This is a genomic window from Winogradskyella sp. 266wxhm, from assembly GCF_058964685.1.
In genome coordinates this window covers 2859182-2879117 of sequence record NZ_CM179559.1, presented here as the reverse complement: position 1 = coordinate 2879117, position 19936 = coordinate 2859182, and the positions used below count along the sequence as shown (strand labels likewise).

Here is a 19936-nt window from a genome sequence, read left to right as displayed (position 1 = left end):
TGATTGATCCACTATCTACTGATCCTTGCTCGATGACATAGGTTGCTGTATATGTGGCCGTCTCTCCTACTAATAACGTACCTTCTAAACTGCCTTGGTCAGCACTGTCGAACGATGGGCCGCTTACAAACGTTAATGGGTTACCGTTGCCATCTACAAACGTATCTACTATGGCTACGTTACTTAAACTGACGTTACCGTTGTTCGTTACTGTTATCGTGTACGTTACCGTATCTCCTAAACTTGCTCCTGTTGGTGCTACATCGTTAGTGATAGCGGCTACTTTTACGGCTTCTATACTGGATCTTCTGAAATGAATAGCTCTGTGGCATCGTCTTCTGTATTACCGTCTGTGTCATCATCATCGTCACTGACATCATCAACATTTGTGCCTTCTGGACTTTCTCCACTGGCCAATACGCTGTTGCTGATTGATCCACTATCTACTGATCCTTGCTCGATGACATAGGTTGCTGTATATGTGGCCGTCTCTCCTACTAATAACGTACCTTCTAAACTGCCTTGGTCAGCACTGTCGAACGATGGGCCGCTTACAAACGTTAATGGGTTACCGTTGCCATCTACAAACGTATCTACTATGGCTACGTTACTTAAGCTGACGTTACCGTTGTTCGTTACTGTTATCGTGTACGTTACCGTATCTCCTAAACTTGCTCCTGTTGGTGCTACATCGTTAGTGATAGCGGCTACTTTTACGGCTTCTATACTTGGATCTTCTGAAATGAATAGCTCTGTGGCATCGTCTTCTGTATTACCGTCTGTGTCATCATCATCGTCACTGACATCATCAACATTTGTGCCTTCTGGACTTTCTCCACTGGCCAATACGCTGTTGCTGATTGATCCACTATCTACTGATCCTTGCTCGATGACATAGGTTGCTGTATATGTGGCCGTCTCTCCTACTAATAACGTACCTTCTAAACTGCCTTGGTCGGCACTGTCGAACGATGGGCCGCTTACAAACGTTAATGGGTTACCGTTGCCATCTACAAACGTATCTACTATGGCTACGTTACTTAAGCTGACGTTACCGTTGTTCGTTACTGTTATCGTGTACGTTACCGTATCTCCTAAACTTGCTCCTGTTGGTGCTACATCGTTAGTGATAGCGGCTACTTTTACGGCTTCTATACTTGGATCTTCTGAAATGAATAGCTCTGTGGCATCGTCTTCTGTATTACCGTCTGTGTCATCATCATCGTCACTGACATCATCAACATTTGTGCCTTCTGGACTTTCTCCACTAGCCAATACGCTGTTGCTGATTGATCACTATCTACTGATCCTTGCTCGATGACATAGGTTGCTGTATATGTGGCCGTCTCTCCTACTAATAACGTACCTTCTAAACTGCCTTGGTCAGCACTGTCGAACGATGGGCCGCTTACAAACGTTAATGGGTTACCGTTGCCATCTACAAACGTATCTACTATGGCTACGTTACTTAAGCTGACGTTACCGTTGTTCGTTACTGTTATCGTGTACGTTACCGTATCTCCTAAACTTGCTCCTGTTGGTGCTACATCGTTAGTGATAGCGGCTACTTTTACGGCTTCTATACTTGGATCTTCTGAAATGAATAGCTCTGTGGCATCGTCTTCTGTATTACCGTCTGTGTCATCATCATCGTCACTGACATCATCAACATTTGTGCCTTCTGGACTTTCTCCACTAGCCAATACGCTGTTGCTGATTGATCCACTATCTACTGATCCTTGCTCGATGACATAGGTTGCTGTATATGTGGCCGTCTCTCCTACTAATAACGTACCTTCTAAACTGCCTTGGTCAGCACTGTCGAACGATGGGCCGCTTACAAACGTTAATGGGTTACCGTTGCCATCTACAAACGTATCTACTATGGCTACGTTACTTAAGCTGACGTTACCGTTGTTCGTTACTGTTATCGTGTACGTTACCGTATCTCCTAAACTTGCTCCTGTTGGTGCTACATCGTTAGTGATAGCGGCTACTTTTACGGCTTCTATACTTGGATCTTCTGAAATGAATAGCTCTGTGGCATCGTCTTCTGTATTACCGTCTGTGTCATCATCATCGTCACTGACATCATCAACATTTGTGCCTTCTGGACTTTCTCCACTAGCCAATACGCTGTTGCTGATTGATCCACTATCTACTGATCCTTGCTCGATGACATAGGTTGCTGTATATGTGGCCGTCTCTCCTACTAATAACGTACCTTCTAAACTGCCTTGGTCAGCACTGTCGAACGATGGGCCGCTTACAAACGTTAATGGGTTACCGTTGCCATCTACAAACGTATCTACTATGGCTACGTTACTTAAGCTGACGTTACCGTTGTTCGTTACTGTTATCGTGTACGTTACCGTATCTCCTAAACTTGCTCCTGTTGGTGCTACATCGTTAGTGATAGCGGCTACTTTTACGGCTTCTATACTTGGATCTTCTGAAATGAATAGCTCTGTGGCATCGTCTTCTGTATTACCGTCTGTGTCATCATCATCGTCACTGACATCATCAACATTTGTGCCTTCTGGACTTTCTCCACTAGCCAATACGCTGTTGCTGATTGATCCACTATCTACTGATCCTTGCTCGATGACATAGGTTGCTGTATATGTGGCCGTCTCTCCTACTAATAACGTACCTTCTAAACTGCCTTGGTCAGCACTGTCGAACGATGGACCACTTACAAACGTTAATGGGTTACCGTTGCCATCTACAAACGTATCTACTATGGCTACGTTACTTAAGCTGACGTTACCGTTGTTCGTTACTGTTATCGTATACGTTACTGTATCTCCTAAACTTGCTCCTGTTGGTGCTACATCGTTAGTGATAGTAGCTACTTTTACGGCTTCTATCTGTGGACTCTCTGGTAATAATGTATTTGTTGGATCATTATCACTTGTTGGGTCTGTAGGATCATCACTATCATCATTCAATATATTATTCATTGGATCTATAGCTTCAACAGACGCTTGATTTGTTACTATACCCGAATCAATATCTTCTTGAGTAATTGCATATGTTGCTGTATAAACTATACTTCCTGTACCTACAACTAAATCCTGTAAATCACCTTCTCCATCTTCATCACTTCCTCCACTATTATAAATAGGTGTAGGTAATATACCTGTGCCTGTAAAGTTTGACGAATTTTCGTTTACATCTATATCATAAATAGTAACATCTCCAGTATTTGTCACTGTATAAGTATAAGTAATTATATCACCTACACTCACTATTCCATCTATACCTAAATCTAAACTACTAGTCTTAGTTATATTAAAATCTGGATTTTGAGTTAAAATAGTTACCGTTGGATCGTTCGTTGGATCTCCATCCGTATTACCCTGACCATCGGCGGTCTCAACGGTCTCGTCTCCTGCATCCGATACATCGACAACGTCATCTGTGCCGCTTGGGCTATCTCCCGTTGCCGTGGCACTGTTCTCTATGTAACCTGCGTCGATGTCGGATTGTGTGATCGTCTGTTCTACTGTGACTATAGCACTTGATCCTGGTGCTAAACTTGCGATTGGGCTGCCTACAATACTGCCTGCATCGGCGTTCGCATCTGTTATATCTATGTTGCTTACCGTTAAATTACCTGTGTTGGTCACTACAATATCATATTCTATAACGTCTCCTAAGGAACTGCCACTTACTGTAACGGTCTTGGTCACTGTTAATTCTGGACATTCTGCTTCAACCAAAACAATAGGATTATTAGATACACCTATACATGTAGGCATCGACTGATATCTAACTGCTGGTGTATAAGTTGATGAGGGCAAGTTATTAAACACATTAGATGTTTGCCATGGTCCCAAGCTACCATTTATACTATACTCTATAGTTCCACCACCATTATCCGTTGCATCTATCGTTATAGATCCCTCGTTTGAAGGACATGTTGGCTGAACTGAACTCGTAGTAGGCTCGATTGTTGGGGGGGGCGTTAAAAAAGATGGATCATATAATATAAATATTTTACCGTCACCTGCATCGCCAACACCTGACGTCCTATAAATTATTCTAAATCCATAAATATCATTGCCTGCACTTAAAAAGGATGTTAAAGGATAGATATTAGCATAAACATTCTGACCTCCTACATTGGTTGTTATACCTGTATCTATATAATTGGGTATATAAGCTATTCTGACAGGACCTATAACATCACCGTTTATATCCAGTGCCTGTATTCTATATTCATTGTTACCATTGCGCTCAGATATAAATAAATATCTATTTGATGCCGTTGATATAGGTGAATCATAGAATATATCAACATAATCCGATGCGGTTATTTGATTATCTGTAGACAGGTAATTTGTCAAGTCCCTATCTGAAAATGTGCTCAATAAAGCTGGTGTAAATATTTCTGGGCCATCCGTTATATCAGACACTATCGTTGGACCATCGTAAATATATTGGTTCGACACATCTTCATTAGTAAATGAATATTCTACCAAGGTAGGAACATAAAAACCTGTAAATGGATTTGGCTCACCTACTACCGATATAGAATTCAATATAGCCCCTGTTGAGCTATCTGTACCTGTTATGTCGAATGTAACATCTGAAGCTGGTAAAGCATATATAGGACTGCCTGTCGGTATAACGTCCATACATGCATCGTCGCTACATTCATATGGTGCCGTAAGTACATTTGAATTGGTCAATGTACAACTACTCTCAGCTGAAAACTCAGCCGTTAAAGATATCTCATTCCCATTAGCTGGTAATGTAACACCTGTAAAAGTATATGGCGAGCTAAGTCCAGACACTGAAACAGACCCACTACCGTCACCTGATAATTCCAACGTGCCCGTTCCTGGAACAGTATTAAATGTTATAGTTATGTCCGCTGTAAAAGTATCGTCGGTTATATCAGATGGTGTACCGTTGTCATTACATGTTGATACATTGCTAGATGAAATATTAATTAAATTACAACATGAATCATCAAGCGTAATAGGATTATTAGATATACCTATACATGTAGGCATCGACTGATATCTAACTGCTGGTGTATAAGTTGATGAGGGCAAGTTATTAAACACATTAGATGTTTGCCATGGTCCCAAGCTACCATTTATACTATACTCTATAGTTCCACCACCATTATCCGTTGCATCTATCGTTATAGATCCCTCGTTTGAAGGACATGTTGGCTGAACTGAACTCGTAGTAGGCTCGATTGTTGGGGGGGGCGTTAAAAAAGATGGATCATATAATATAAATATTTTACCGTCACCTGCATCGCCAACACCTGACGTCCTATAAATTATTCTAAATCCATAAATATCATTGCCTGCACTTAAAAAGGATGTTAAAGGATAGATATTAGCATAAACATTCTGACCTCCTACATTGGTTGTTATACCTGTATCTATATAATTGGGTATATAAGCTATTCTGACAGGACCTATAACATCACCGTTTATATCCAGTGCCTGTATTCTATATTCATTGTTACCATTGCGCTCAGATATAAATAAATATCTATTTGATGCCGTTGATATAGGTGAATCATAGAATATATCAACATAATCCGATGCGGTTATTTGATTATCTGTAGACAGGTAATTTGTCAAGTCCCTATCTGAAAATGTGCTCAATAAAGCTGGTGTAAATATTTCTGGGCCATCCGTTATATCAGACACTATCGTTGGACCATCGTAAATATATTGGTTCGACACATCTTCATTAGTAAATGAATATTCTACCAAGGTAGGAACATAAAAACCTGTAAATGGATTTGGCTCACCTACTACCGATATAGAATTCAATATAGCCCCTGTTGAGCTATCTGTACCTGTTATGTCGAATGTAACGTCTGAAGCTGGTAAAGCATATATAGGACTGCCTGTCGGTATAACGTCCATACATGCATCGTCGCTACATTCATATGGTGCCGTAAGTACATTTGAATTGGTCAATGTACAACTACTCTCAGCTGAAAACTCAGCCGTTAAAGATATCTCATTCCCATTAGCTGGTAATGTAACACCTGTAAAAGTATATGGCGAGCTAAGTCCAGACACTGAAACAGACCCACTACCGTCACCTGATAATTCCAACGTGCCCGTTCCTGGAACAGTATTAAATGTTATAGTTATGTCCGCTGTAAAAGTATCGTCGGTTATATCAGATGGTGTACCGTTGTCATTACATGTTGATACATTGCTAGATGAAATATTATCAATTGAACAATCACAGATTGTTAAACCTAAAGGATCTGTAACGCTAGCATTAGTCCCAAGAGAATAGTCTACACCTGTTTCTGTAACCAAACCATTAGTTGGGTTGACAGTTGCTGGATCTGAATCCCCAAATTGCCCTCCATCTGCTCCTGCTGCATTCGGATCATTATATGCCTCGTTTGCATCTGGACAACCATCTCCATCACTGTCTGTGTTCTGAAAGTCATAACTTCCATCATTCAATGTATCTATTGGTACCGTAACTTCTGCTGTATCATCTGCACCATTACCATTAGCATCACTAAAACCAGTATCATTAGAATCAATGACTCCATCTCCATTTGTATCTAACGCACCATTACCAGACTCATCTACATCATAAATACCATCGTTATCTGAGTCTAGATCTAAATAATCAGGAATGCCATCTTGGTCTGTATCTGTTGGATTTGTAGATGGGTCATTATCTAAGTCTAAATTCAGATCCTCATAAATATCTAAAATACCATCATTATCACTATCTATATCTGACACATCATTAACACCATCACAATCAGAATCATTTACAGTCAATGAAGATGAGTTATTACTCGTATCCGTATCTGATTGGGCCATATTAATTATATTGGCTGTATACGTTAAAGGAAGACTTATTGATGTAACCGAGACAGAAACCGTAAGCGTAATGCTTTCACCTGCATCCAATCTTGTAACTATCCATTTGTTTGACGTACTATCATACGTAGCCGTTCCCGTTCCTGATGAAAACACAGCATTACTACTAGAGTAACTTACACCTGCAGGCAACATCTTTTCAACTTCAAAACCATTACTATCTATAGCGCTATTATTAGTAACTGTAGTAACAAAATCAATTGAACTTGCAGAACATAAGTCTGTTGAGGAATTAACATCTGATGTAATACCTAAATCAACTGGTGTAAAAATTAAACTGTTAGTATTAAAAGCTGTAAATGCAATATCTGTATTACCAGAAGTTGTATGCACAAATTCTGTAATTTGAGCAGCATTAGCTGTTGTGATGCCAAAATCACTAAGTTCAAAAGTTAAAAGTCTTAAATCTCTATAGCTATTTATCGCAAATGTACCTGTAACTACACCTGTAGTAGGGTTAACATTATATATTGTCCAATTAGTTCCACCAACAACACCTACAGTAGAAAAGTTAACAACTATGCTATTTCCTACAGTATTACCTCCACTATCAACAAATTTAAAAGTATCGCTCCCTGAAGGCTGCCCTGTTTGGGTTGCTATGATATCTGGAACATTATCATTAATACTAGTAGTTGAATTTATCGACAAATTATCATAATTAAAATCCTGAGGGTCAATATTGAAAAAATTAGTAGATAACTCAAGTCCATTTTCACCGTCTCTTATAAAAGCACTTGGAACTATAGGGTGAAATGAGTTGATATGATCTGTTGCGACATTAGTTTGGTTATTACCTCCCCAAGTATAACCAACACCTATTAATTCTGAGCTTGAATAGGAAATAAGCCCTGGAACAGGAAAGGCTTGAAAATCGGCAGGCGTATAAGTTACACCATTACTCGTTAAAATAGAATCATCTATACCTGTAGAATAAGTTACACCGTTTATTGTAAAACCTATTAAATTATTAGATCCAGTAGCCGTGACTTGGGCAGATGTTGTTGATTCGTAAAAACCCCCTTCATCACCATATATAGCTGTTACTGGTTCTTGAGAATAACTGAACAAGCTAAAAAGTAAACTAAAAACAAATAAAGCAGAATTAGAGTATTTCCTGCTTAATATCAAATCTATCTTTAAAGATACATTATCAATGTTTTTTTTAAGCAATTGTAATCGCGTAAAGATTTTCATATTTTAGAAAAGTTGATATACATTCAATATTGTTAACGATAATTATTTTTATCGATAAAGTGCAAATATATTCGATAAAATGTAATTTGCAAATTTTTTATTAAGCAATCACTTACATTTCAAACATTTATTAATCGATTATTCCTACTTAAGGAATAATCAACTGTGATAATTACACTATAAAATATTTTGTAAAACTTGGTGAAGAGATCAGCTATTAACCAACTTCAAAAATTAATTCTTATTCATATCAAACTTTGAAGACTGACTGAATTTGGAATTAATTTATTTTCATTTTACCAAGGAAAGTCTTCAAAATAAATCATTATAAATAATTTATTTTGAACATCTAATCCCTTTCCTACAAAGCTAATTTAGTATTTGGATCTATTGTATAAATTTAGACCAATGGCAAGTATTTTGGATTGAATGACATCACTACTTTAAAAATAAAGTAATAGAGCACAAAAAAAGCCTTAACTATTAAAAGTTAAGGCTTTTTTCAAAGTAGGAATTAATTAGTCCATTATAAGAAACATTGACCTTCTGTTTAATTGATGTTCGTCTTCCTCACAATCCTTTCCATTAGAACATTTATTGATTAATTGCGACTCTCCATAACCTTTAGCAGACAAGCGCTTCTTCTGTATGCCTTTACTAATAAACCATTGTAAAGTTGATTGTGCTCTTCTACTCGATAAGTTTAAATTATAATTACCATTTCCGCGAGAATCAGTGTGGGATTCTATATCTATTTTCAACTTTGGATATTCATTTATAGCCGCATATTTTAATTGTTTATAATAGTAGTATCTTTGCCATCATTTTTAACGATAGATATGAGTTTTTTAAAAGAGATAGCAAGACGACGAACATTTGGTATTATTTCGCATCCCGATGCTGGTAAGACTACACTAACAGAAAAACTACTTCTGTTTGGTGGTGCCATTCAAGAGGCTGGTGCCGTAAAAAGCAATAAGATAAAGAAAGGAGCTACCAGTGACTTTATGGAAATTGAGCGTCAACGTGGTATTTCTGTTGCTACTTCTGTATTAGCTTTTGAATATGAAGGCATTAAGATTAATATTCTAGATACACCAGGACACAAGGATTTTGCAGAAGACACTTTTAGAACTCTAACAGCTGTAGATAGTGTGATTGTTGTTATTGACGTGGCCAAAGGTGTTGAGGAACAAACTGAAAAACTTGTTGAAGTTTGTAGAATGCGTAATATTCCTATGATTGTATTCATCAACAAATTAGACCGTGAAGGTAAAGATGCCTTTGACCTTTTAGATGAAGTTGAGCAAAAATTAGGACTAACCGTTACGCCTATGAGTTTCCCAATTGGTATGGGTTATGATTTTAAAGGCATTTACAATCTATGGGAAAAGAATGTCAATCTATTTAGTGGTAACAGTAGAAAAAATATAGAGGAGACTATAGAAATATCAGATTTATCTTCTTCTGAATTAGATAAATTAGTTGGCGAAAAAGCGGCTAATACATTAAGAGACGAAATAGAATTGGTTAATGGCATTTATCCTGAATTTGATAAAGACGCTTATCTTAAAGGAGATTTGCAACCTGTTTTCTTTGGTTCTGCATTAAATAATTTTGGTGTTAGAGAACTTTTGGACTGTTTTGTTGAAATTGCACCAAAACCACGACCTAAACAAAGTGAAGAGCGTTTGGTAAAACCTGAAGAAGATAAGTTTAGTGGTTTTGTTTTTAAAATTCACGCCAACATGGATCCTAATCACAGAAACCGTTTGGCATTCGTAAAAATAGTTTCTGGTGAATTTAAACGTAATGTTCCATATCTTCATGTAAGACATAATAAAAAGCTAAAATTCTCTAGTCCAAATGCTTTCTTCGCGGAAAAGAAAGAGATTGTAGATGTATCATACCCTGGAGATATAGTAGGTTTACAAGATACTGGTAGCTTTAAAATTGGTGATACGCTAACTGAAGGTGAAATCCTTAATTATAAAGGTATTCCTAGTTTCTCACCTGAGCATTTTAGATACATTAACAACGCGGATCCTATGAAAGCTAAGCAACTTTACAAGGGTATTGACCAGTTAATGGATGAAGGTGTAGCTCAGCTTTTTACTTTAGACTATAATGGAAGAAAAGTTATCGGTACTGTTGGAGCGCTTCAATATGAAGTAATTCAATATCGTTTAGAACATGAATATGGTGCTAAATGTACGTATGAAAACCTCAATGTACATAAAGCATGTTGGGTACAAACTGAAGATAAAAAAAGTGAAGAATTTAAAGATTTCTTAAGGGTAAAGCAACGTTATCTTGCAAGAGATAAACAAAATCAATTAGTTTTCTTGGCTGACTCTATGTTCTCACTACAGATGACACAGCAAAAATATCCAAGCATTAAGTTCCATATGACCTCAGAATTTGAATAAAAATTCTCACAAACTATTAAAATACAACGCATTTTGTCGATTATATTTGTTTTTAATCTGTTTTTTTGATTAAAATAGCACCAGTAATCATTATTTCAAAATAAGATTAACCCCAAACTAATCTACTTATTATGGAAACCAATGAAAACGTTTATAGTAATGAAGACATTACTGTAACCTATCAACCGCGTTGTTGCACTAATGCAGAATTATGTGCAAAACAACTTTCAAGTGTATTCAGAAATTCTGTAATTCCTTGGATTGATCTTAACGGAGCAGAAACCGAAGACATCATTAATCAAATTAAAAAATGTCCTTCTGGTGCTCTGAAATACCACTTAAAGAAAAAAGAAGTGGCTTAATCATTATTTATCTTAGTATAAATAGAAAATCCCTTAGCTTTAATAAAAATCTAAGGGATTTTTTTAGTTTATATTGTTATAGACTATTTAAAGCCTTTAGTTTAAAGATATATGAAATGTGTTTACAAAAAACTAATAACGCCTTAAACGAATCCATTATTAATAATAAAAAACAATTGATTCTTTACTATTGATTCAATTCAACTATACAACTTTAAGCCTGACCTGTTGGCCCAAAATTTAAAGGAATTGGTGGTTGCTCTTCAAAAAATTTCGATAACCACCAATTATTATTTTCTATAATTAAAAATATAAAATTTTAGGCCTGACCTGTTGGTCCGAAATTTAGAGGAATTGGTGGTTGCTCGTAATCTTTAATTTCACCATGAGCTTTCTCAAATCTTGAAACATTATCTCCTAAAGCCTTAAGTAAACGCTTTGCATGTTGTGGTGTTAAAATGATACGAGATTTCACTTTGCTTTTTGGAGTTCCTGGCATTATACTAACAAAATCTACAACAAACTCTGAAACAGAGTGATTAATTATAGCTAAGTTAGAATAAGTACCTTCTGCTACTTTCTCATCGAGCTCTATATTTATTTGTCCTTTTTTTGGATTATTATTTTCGTCTGACATATCTATACTATTTTATTTTAAATTAAAAAAGCCTTCAAACTTTACAGGATGAAGGCTTTTAGTTTATTTAGATTCCTGCCTCCGCAGGAATAGGAATGATAAATTCTAGTTGAAGTTCATTTCTTCTTTAGCTTTCATCATTTCATTAAATTCCTCTTTAGAACCTACAATAATATTATCGTATTCTCTAACACCAGTACCAGCCGGTATTCTATGTCCTACAATAACATTTTCTTTTAGTCCTTCTAGGTTATCTATTTTACCATTTACAGCTGCTTCGTTAAGAACTTTAGTTGTTTCTTGGAACGATGCCGCAGAAATAAACGATTTAGTCTGTAATGACGCTCTAGTAATACCTTGTAGTATTGGTGTTGCAGTTGCAGGACTAGCGTCTCTTGCTGTAACAAGATTTTTATCTTCTCTTCTTAAGCTAGAGTTTTCATCTCTTAACTGTCTTACCGTTACAATCTGACCAGATTTTAAGTTTTCAGAATCACCAGCATCTTCTACTACTTTCATTCCGAAAATCTTATCATTCTCTTCGATAAAGTCTGACTTATGAACTAATTGGTTTTCTAAGAAAATAGTATCACCAGAATCCATAATTCTAACTTTACGCATCATCTGTCTTACAACAACTTCGAAGTGTTTATCGTTAATTTTCACACCTTGTAAACGGTATACTTCTTGTACTTCGTTTACTAAGTATTGTTGTACTGCAGAAGGGCCTTTGATATTTAAGATATCGTTTGGTGTTATAGATCCGTCTGATAAAGGCATACCAGCTTTTACATAATCATTTTCTTGAACAAGAATTTGATTAGATAATTTCACTAAGTATTTCTTAACCTCACCAAGCTTAGACTCAATAATGATTTCACGGTTACCACGCTTAATCTTACCAAAAGATACTACACCATCAATTTCACTTACTACTGCTGGGTTAGATGGGTTACGTGCTTCGAATAACTCTGTTACACGAGGAAGACCACCAGTAATATCACCAGCTTTAGCAGATTTACGAGGTATTTTAACTAAAATCTTACCAACTTCAATTTTATCACCATCATCAATCATAATGTGTGCACCTACTGGTAAGTTGTATGAACGAATAGTTTCACCTTTAGAATCTTCAATCAATAATGTTGGAATCAACTTCTTGTTTCTAGATTCAGAAATTACTTTTTCTTGGAAACCTGTTTGTTCATCTATTTCAACTTGGTAAGTTACACCTTGCTCGATGTTTTCATACTTCACTTTACCTGCAAATTCTGAAATAATAACACCGTTATATGGATCCCATTGACAGATAACGTCACCTTTCTTAACTTTATCTCCTGGCTTCACAAATACGTGAGAACCGTAAGGAATATTGCTAGTACTTAAGACAATTCCTGTTTTAGCATCAACTAATTTTAATTCAGAAGTTCTTGAGATAACTACATCTACCTCATTGCCTTCATTATCTTTAGTTTTTACTGTTTTAAGATCATCAATCTCAGCAATACCATCGAACTTAACGATTAGCTTATTCTCTTCTGAGATGTTACCTGCAATACCACCTACGTGGAATGTACGTAGTGTAAGCTGTGTTCCTGGCTCACCAATTGATTGTGCTGCCACAACACCAACTGCTTCACCTCGTTGAACCATCTTACCTGTTGCAAGGTTACGTCCGTAACACTTCACACAGATACCTTGTTTAGCCTCACATGTTAATGGAGAACGTACTTCGATAGATTCTACTGCTGAATCTCCAATTTTCTTAGCGATAGTATCATTGATGTGACCACCAGCTTCTACTAATAACTCTTCAGTTAAAGGATCGTAAACATCATTTAGAGATGTTCTACCTACAATTCTAGCTTCTAATTTTTCTACAACTTCTTCATTCTTCTTCAATGCAGAAACTTCGATACCTCTTAATGTACCACAATCTTCTTCGTAAACGATAACGTCTTGTGAAACATCTACCAAACGACGTGTTAAGTAACCTGCATCGGCAGTTTTAAGAGCCGTATCAGCAAGACCTTTACGAGCACCGTGAGTAGAGATAAAGTATTCTAAAATTGAAAGACCTTCTTTAAAGTTAGAAAGAATCGGGTTTTCAATAATCTCACCACCACCAGCATTAGATTTTTTAGGCTTAGCCATCAAACCACGCATACCAGTTAACTGACGAATCTGTTCTTTAGATCCACGAGCACCAGAATCTAACATCATAAATACTGAGTTAAATCCTTGTTGATCTTCACGGATACGTTTCATAGACAATTCTGTCAACTCAGCGTTAGTAGAAGTCCAGATATCAATAACTTGGTTATAACGTTCGTTGTTGGTAATAAGTCCCATGTTATAGTTACCCATAATACCATCAACTTGCTTGTTGGCTGCATCAATCATAGCGTGCTTTTCTTTAGGTATAATAATATCACCTAAACTGAAAGATAATCCACCTTGGAATGCAAACTTATATCCTAAAGTCTTGATTTCATCTAAGAACTCAGCCGTTTCTGGTACAGAAGTTACTTTTAAGATATTACCAATAATATCTCTTAAAGATTTCTTAGTTAATACCTCATTAATATAACCTGCAGCTTCTGGCACTTTTTCGTTGAAAAGCACACGACCAACAGTCGTCTCAATGATTTGAGTAGTTAACTCTCCTTCTTCATTAAAGTCCTTAGTTCTTACTTTAATACCTGCGTTAAGATCAACTTTCTTCTCATTGTAAGCAATAGTTACTTCTTCTGGAGAGTAGAATGTTAACCCTTCACCTTTAACAGTATAAGTATCATCAGTCTTACGTAACTTAGTCATATAATAAAGACCAAGTACCATATCCTGAGAAGGTACTGTTACAGGAGAACCGTTTGCAGGGTTTAATATGTTGTGAGAAGCTAACATTAAAAGTTGCGCTTCTAAGATTGCTTCTGGTCCTAATGGTAAATGCACCGCCATTTGGTCACCATCGAAATCCGCGTTAAATGCCGTACACACTAATGGGTGTAACTGAATCGCTTTACCTTCAATAAGTTTTGGCTGGAATGCTTGTATACCAAGTCTGTGAAGCGTAGGAGCACGGTTTAGTAATACTGGATGTCCTTTAAGAACATTCTCTAAGATATCCCAAACAACAGGCTCTTTTCTATCTATAATTTTCTTTGCAGATTTTACAGTTTTTACAATACCTCTTTCAATTAATTTTCTAATGATAAAAGGCTTGTAAAGCTCTGCTGCCATATTTTTTGGCAATCCACACTCGAATAATTTTAATTCTGGTCCTACAACAATTACAGAACGTGCAGAGTAATCGACACGTTTACCAAGTAAGTTTTGACGGAAACGTCCTTGCTTACCTTTTAATGAATCTGATAAAGATTTTAATGGTCTGTTAGAATCTGTTTTTACAGCAGATGACTTACGAGTGTTATCAAATAATGAATCTACTGATTCTTGTAACATACGCTTTTCATTACGTAAAATCACTTCTGGTGCTTTTATCTCAACCAATCTCTTAAGACGATTGTTACGGATAATTACACGACGGTAAAGATCATTTAAATCTGAAGTTGCAAAACGTCCACCATCTAATGGCACTAATGGTCTTAATTCTGGTGGAATTACAGGAACGGCCTTCATGATCATCCACTCTGGTCTGTTCTCTCTATTTTCGTTTGAATCTCTAAAAGCTTCAACAACTTGTAAACGCTTTAAAGCTTCAGTTTTACGTTGTTTAGAAGTTTCGTTATTAGCTTTATGTCTTAATTCGTATGATAATTCATCTAAATCAATTCTAGCTAATAAGTCGATAAGACACTCCGCACCCATCTTAGCGATGAATTTGTTAGGGTCTGTATCTTCTAAATATTGATTTTCTTGAGGAAGTGTTTCTAATATGTTTAGATATTCTTCTTCAGTAAGGAAATCCATTTTTTGTACTGGTTCACCTTCAGCATTTATAGCATTACCTGATTGGATAACTACATAACGCTCGTAATAGATTATCATATCTAATTTCTTAGATGGTAATCCAAGAAGGTAACCTATTTTATTTGGTAAAGAACGGAAATACCAGATATGAGCTACAGGCACAACTAAGTTAATATGTCCTACTCTGTCTCTACGTACTTTCTTTTCTGTTACTTCTACACCACAACGGTCACAAACAATACCCTTGTAACGTATTCTTTTATATTTACCACAAGCACATTCAAAATCCTTTACAGGACCAAAAATACGCTCACAGAACAAACCATCACGTTCAGGTTTGTGAGTTCGATAATTGATAGTCTCTGGCTTTAATACTTCACCACGAGAAGCTGCCAAAACAGATTCTGGAGATGCTAAACCAATAGAAATTTTATTAAATTTCTGTACTGTATTCTTATCTTGTTTTCTTGCCATGTTATTTTATAGTATTCAGTCTTCAGTCTTCAGTATACATCTTTAACTGTATACTGACGACTGCCTACTATTTTTTTATTCTTCTAATCTAATATCCAATCCTAAACCTTTCAATTCGTGCATAAGTACGTTGAATGATTCTGGAAGTCCAGGTTCTGGCATTGGCTCACCCTTAACGATAGCTTCGTAAGTTTTAGCTCTACCAATTACGTCATCTGATTTTACAGTTAAGATTTCACGTAAAGTACTTGATGCACCATAAGCTTCAAGAGCCCATACCTCCATCTCACCAAAACGCTGACCACCAAATTGTGCTTTACCACCTAACGGCTGTTGCGTAATTAATGAGTAAGGACCTATAGAACGTGCGTGCATCTTATCGTCAATCATGTGACCTAGCTTAATCATATAGATTACACCTACTGTTGCAGGTTGGTCAAAACGATCTCCTGTACCACCATCATATAAATAAGTATGACCAAATCTCGGCACACCAGCTTCATCTGTAAAGCCATTAATCTGATCTAATGTTGCACCATCAAAAATTGGAGTTGCATAAGTTCTGTTTAACTTCTGACCTGCCCAACCTAATACAGTTTCATAAATCTGACCAATGTTCATACGAGAAGGTACACCAAGTGGATTTAATACAATATCAACTGGAGTTCCATCTTCTAAGAACGGCATATCTTCTTGACGAACGATACGTGCCACAATACCTTTGTTACCGTGACGACCTGCCATCTTATCACCTACTTTTAGTTTACGTTTCTTAGCAATGTAAACTTTAGCAAGTTTGATGATACCTGCAGGTAACTCATCACCTACTGAAATTGTAAACTTCTCACGTCTTAATGAACCTTGTAAGTCATTTTCCTTAATCTTATAGTTATGGATTAAATCTGCTACAAGCTCGTTTGTATGATCATCAGTTGTCCACTTTCCTGAAGTTAAATGTGTATAATCATCAACAGCATTTAACATTTTTAAAGTGTACTTCTTACCTTTTGGTATAATCTCTTCACCTAAATCATTATAGATACCTTGAGCTGTTTTACCGTTTACGATAGCAAAAAGTTTATCAACTAAAATTGCTTGTAAATCGTCAAAACGTCTATCATAAGAAGCTTCTAGTTTTTCGATATCTTCTTTGTCTTGAGCTCTCTTACGCTTATCCTTAACCGCTCTAGCAAATAATTTTTTATCGATAACTACACCATTTAATGATGGCGAAGCTTTTAATGATGCATCCTTAACATCTCCTGCTTTATCACCAAAGATTGCACGAAGAAGTTTTTCTTCTGGAGTTGGATCAGATTCACCTTTTGGTGTAATCTTACCGATTAAGATGTCGCCAGGTTTGATTTCCGCACCAATACGGATCATACCATTTTCATCAAGATCTTTAGTTGCTTCTTCAGAAACGTTTGGTATATCATTAGTTAACTCTTCGTTACCTAATTTTGTATCTCTAACTTCTAGAGAATATTCATCAATATGGATAGATGTAAAAATATCATCACGAACCACTTTTTCAGAAATTACAATCGCATCCTCAAAGTTATACCCTTTCCAAGGCATGAAGGCTACTTTCATATTTCTACCTAAAGCTAATTCTCCGTTTTGAGTTGCATAACCTTCACAAAGCACTTGACCTTTAACAACCTTATCACCTTTTTCAACAATAGGCTTTAAGTTGATTGAAGTACCTTGGTTAGTTTTTCTGAACTTCACTAAAGGATATTCTTTAACATCACTATCAAAGCTTACCATAGCTTCTTCCTCAGTACGCTCGTACTTAATAGTAATTTTTTCAGCATCTACATATTCTACAACACCTGCACCTTCAGCATTAATTAATACTCTTGAATCTGATGCTACTTGACGCTCTAATCCTGTTCCAACAATAGGAGCTTCAGGACGTAATAAAGGAACTGCCTGACGCATCATGTTAGATCCCATCAAAGCACGGTTAGCATCATCATGTTCCAAGAATGGAATTAATGACGCAGATATCGATGCAATCTGGTTTGGTGCAACATCGGTATAGTTAACACTTGTTGGCTCAATTACAGGAAAGTCACCTTCTTGACGAGAGATAACTTTATCATGTAATATCTTTCCATCATCATCAACCTTAACAGTTGCTTGAGCGATTAACATATCTTCCTCCTCCTCTGCACTTAAGTAAGTTGGAGCATTTTTGATATCTACAACACCATTTTCTACTTTTCTATATGGAGTTTCAATGAATCCCATTGAATTCACCTTAGCATATACACCTAAAGAAGAAATTAGACCAATGTTTGGACCTTCAGGAGTTTCAATAGGACACAAACGACCATAGTGTGTATAGTGAACGTCACGAACCTCGAAACCTGCTCTTTCTCTAGAAAGACCACCTGGTCCTAATGCTGATAAACGACGCTTATGTGTAATCTCTGCTAATGGATTGGTTTGATCCATAAACTGAGATAACTGGTTTGTACCAAAGAAAGAGTTAATAACTGAAGACAAAGTCTTAGCATTAATCAAATCTATTGGAGTAAACACCTCATTATCACGAACGTTCATACGCTCACGAATAGTACGCGCCATACGAGCTAAACCAACACCAAACTGAGAAGATAACTGCTCACCTACTGTACGTACACGACGGTTAGATAAGTGATCGATATCATCAATCTCTGCTTTAGAGTTAATAAGCTCAATTAAATATTTTATAATGGTAATGATATCTTCTTTGGTAAGCACTTGCTTATCCATACCGATATCTAAACCTAATTTTTTGTTCATTCTGTAACGACCTACTTCACCTAATGAGTAACGTTGGTCAGAGAAGAATAACTTGTCAATTATACCACGTGCTGTCTCCTCATCTGGCGGCTCAGCATTACGTAATTGACGGTAGATGTGTTCAACAGCTTCTTTTTCAGAGTTTGTTGGATCTTTTTGTAATGTATTATGAATAATTGCGTAATCTCCTTGCTGTGCACTTTCTTTGTGTAAAAGAATAGTTTTCACTTCAGCTTCAAGGATTTCTTCAATATTGTCTTTATCTATAATTGTGTCACGATCTAATACAATTTCGTTACGCTCAATAGATACTACTTCACCAGTATCTTCATCAACGAAATCTTCATGCCATGTGTTAAGTACACGAGCAGCAAGTTTACGACCTAAAACTTTCTTTAATCCAGATTTAGAAACTTTTACTTCTTCAGCAAGATCAAAAATCTCTAAAATATCTTTATCACGCTCAAAACCGATAGCACGGAAAAGTGTTGTTACAGGTAACTTTTTCTTTCTATCAATGTAAGCGTACATCACACTATTAATATCTGTAGCAAATTCTATCCAAGACCCTTTAAAAGGAATTACTCTTGCAGAATATAATTTTGTTCCATTAGCATGGAAAGACTGGCTAAAGAATACACCAGGCGATCTGTGTAACTGTGAAACTACCACACGCTCTGCACCATTGATACAAAAAGTACCACTAGGTGTCATGTATGGAATTGTACCTAAGTAAACATCTTGAACGATTGTTTCGAAATCCTCATGCTCAGGATCCGTACAATACAATTTCAATCTTGCTTTTAAAGGTACACTGTAGGTTAATCCTCTTTCGATACATTCTTCAATTGTATATCTAGGTGGATCAATGAAGTAATCTAAAAATTCTAATACGAATTGATTACGTGTGTCGGTAATTGGGAAATTTTCCATGAAGGTATTGTATAAGCCTTCATTTCCTCTTTCTTCTGACTTTGTTTCTAATTGGAAAAAATCTTGGAAAGATTTTATTTGAATATCCAAAAAGTCTGGGTAATCTGTTCTATTTACAATAGAAGAGAAATTAATTCTTTCAGCCTTTTTTGCTAACATTGATGAACGAGATTTTTTATTAAAAAAATACTAAAAATGTATATAACACTTATATACACAAAAGGGTTTAGGTCCTATTCCGCAAATTTATTGCGAAACAGACCTAAACCATATATTGTA

7 protein-coding genes and 2 pseudogenes are annotated in these 19936 nt (G+C 36.3%); 2 read left to right on the top strand and 7 right to left on the bottom strand.

The features are described from left to right. Positions 1 to 7: 7 nt before the first annotated feature. The 4 genes and pseudogenes from AC2H4K_RS12925 to AC2H4K_RS12910 form a co-directional block, all read right to left on the bottom strand. Positions 8 to 274 (bottom strand): annotated as a pseudogene (locus AC2H4K_RS12925) (DUF7507 domain-containing protein); the annotation flags it as partial. Between the two features lie 20 nt (positions 275 to 294). Further along, positions 295 to 1131, bottom strand: coding sequence for a CLIPPER-2 domain-containing protein (locus tag AC2H4K_RS12920; RefSeq protein WP_493743071.1), 837 nt, complete (start codon positions 1129 to 1131; stop codon positions 295 to 297). A 20-nt stretch (positions 1132 to 1151) separates the two neighbouring features. Continuing rightward, on the bottom strand, positions 1152 to 8093 hold the full coding sequence (locus AC2H4K_RS12915; protein ID WP_493742463.1) for a beta strand repeat-containing protein: 6942 nt from the start codon (positions 8091 to 8093) through the stop codon (positions 1152 to 1154). Between the two features lie 518 nt (positions 8094 to 8611). Further along, positions 8612 to 8875 (bottom strand): annotated as a pseudogene (locus tag AC2H4K_RS12910) (OmpA family protein); the annotation flags it as partial. A 57-nt stretch (positions 8876 to 8932) separates the two neighbouring features. Here AC2H4K_RS12910 and AC2H4K_RS12905 point away from each other — a divergent pair. Together AC2H4K_RS12905 and AC2H4K_RS12900 are read left to right on the top strand one after the other, a co-directional pair. Next, the gene (locus AC2H4K_RS12905; RefSeq protein WP_493742462.1) at positions 8933 to 10522 is read left to right on the top strand and encodes a peptide chain release factor 3; all 1590 of its coding nucleotides are present in this window, start codon (positions 8933 to 8935) and stop codon (positions 10520 to 10522) included. A gap of 131 nt (positions 10523 to 10653) precedes the next feature. Then, positions 10654 to 10884 carry a (4Fe-4S)-binding protein gene (locus tag AC2H4K_RS12900; protein WP_281140138.1) on the top strand — a complete coding sequence of 77 codons (231 nt, stop codon included), beginning with the start codon at positions 10654 to 10656 and terminating at the stop codon, positions 10882 to 10884. 319 nt (positions 10885 to 11203) lie between these two features. On the opposite strand, the gene AC2H4K_RS12895 is transcribed toward AC2H4K_RS12900, so the two are convergent. The 3 genes from AC2H4K_RS12895 to rpoB form a co-directional block, all read right to left on the bottom strand. After that, on the bottom strand, positions 11204 to 11521 hold the full coding sequence (locus AC2H4K_RS12895) for a DUF3467 domain-containing protein (RefSeq protein ID WP_281140139.1): 318 nt from the start codon (positions 11519 to 11521) through the stop codon (positions 11204 to 11206). 105 nt (positions 11522 to 11626) lie between these two features. Then, entirely contained in the window at positions 11627 to 15928 is a 4302-nt protein-coding gene (gene rpoC, locus AC2H4K_RS12890) for a DNA-directed RNA polymerase subunit beta' (protein WP_281140140.1), read from the bottom strand. A 75-nt stretch (positions 15929 to 16003) separates the two neighbouring features. Further along, positions 16004 to 19816: a DNA-directed RNA polymerase subunit beta gene (gene rpoB, locus AC2H4K_RS12885; protein ID WP_281140141.1), complete on the bottom strand. Its 3813-nt coding sequence runs from the start codon at positions 19814 to 19816 to the stop codon at positions 16004 to 16006. Positions 19817 to 19936: the final 120 nt, after the last annotated feature.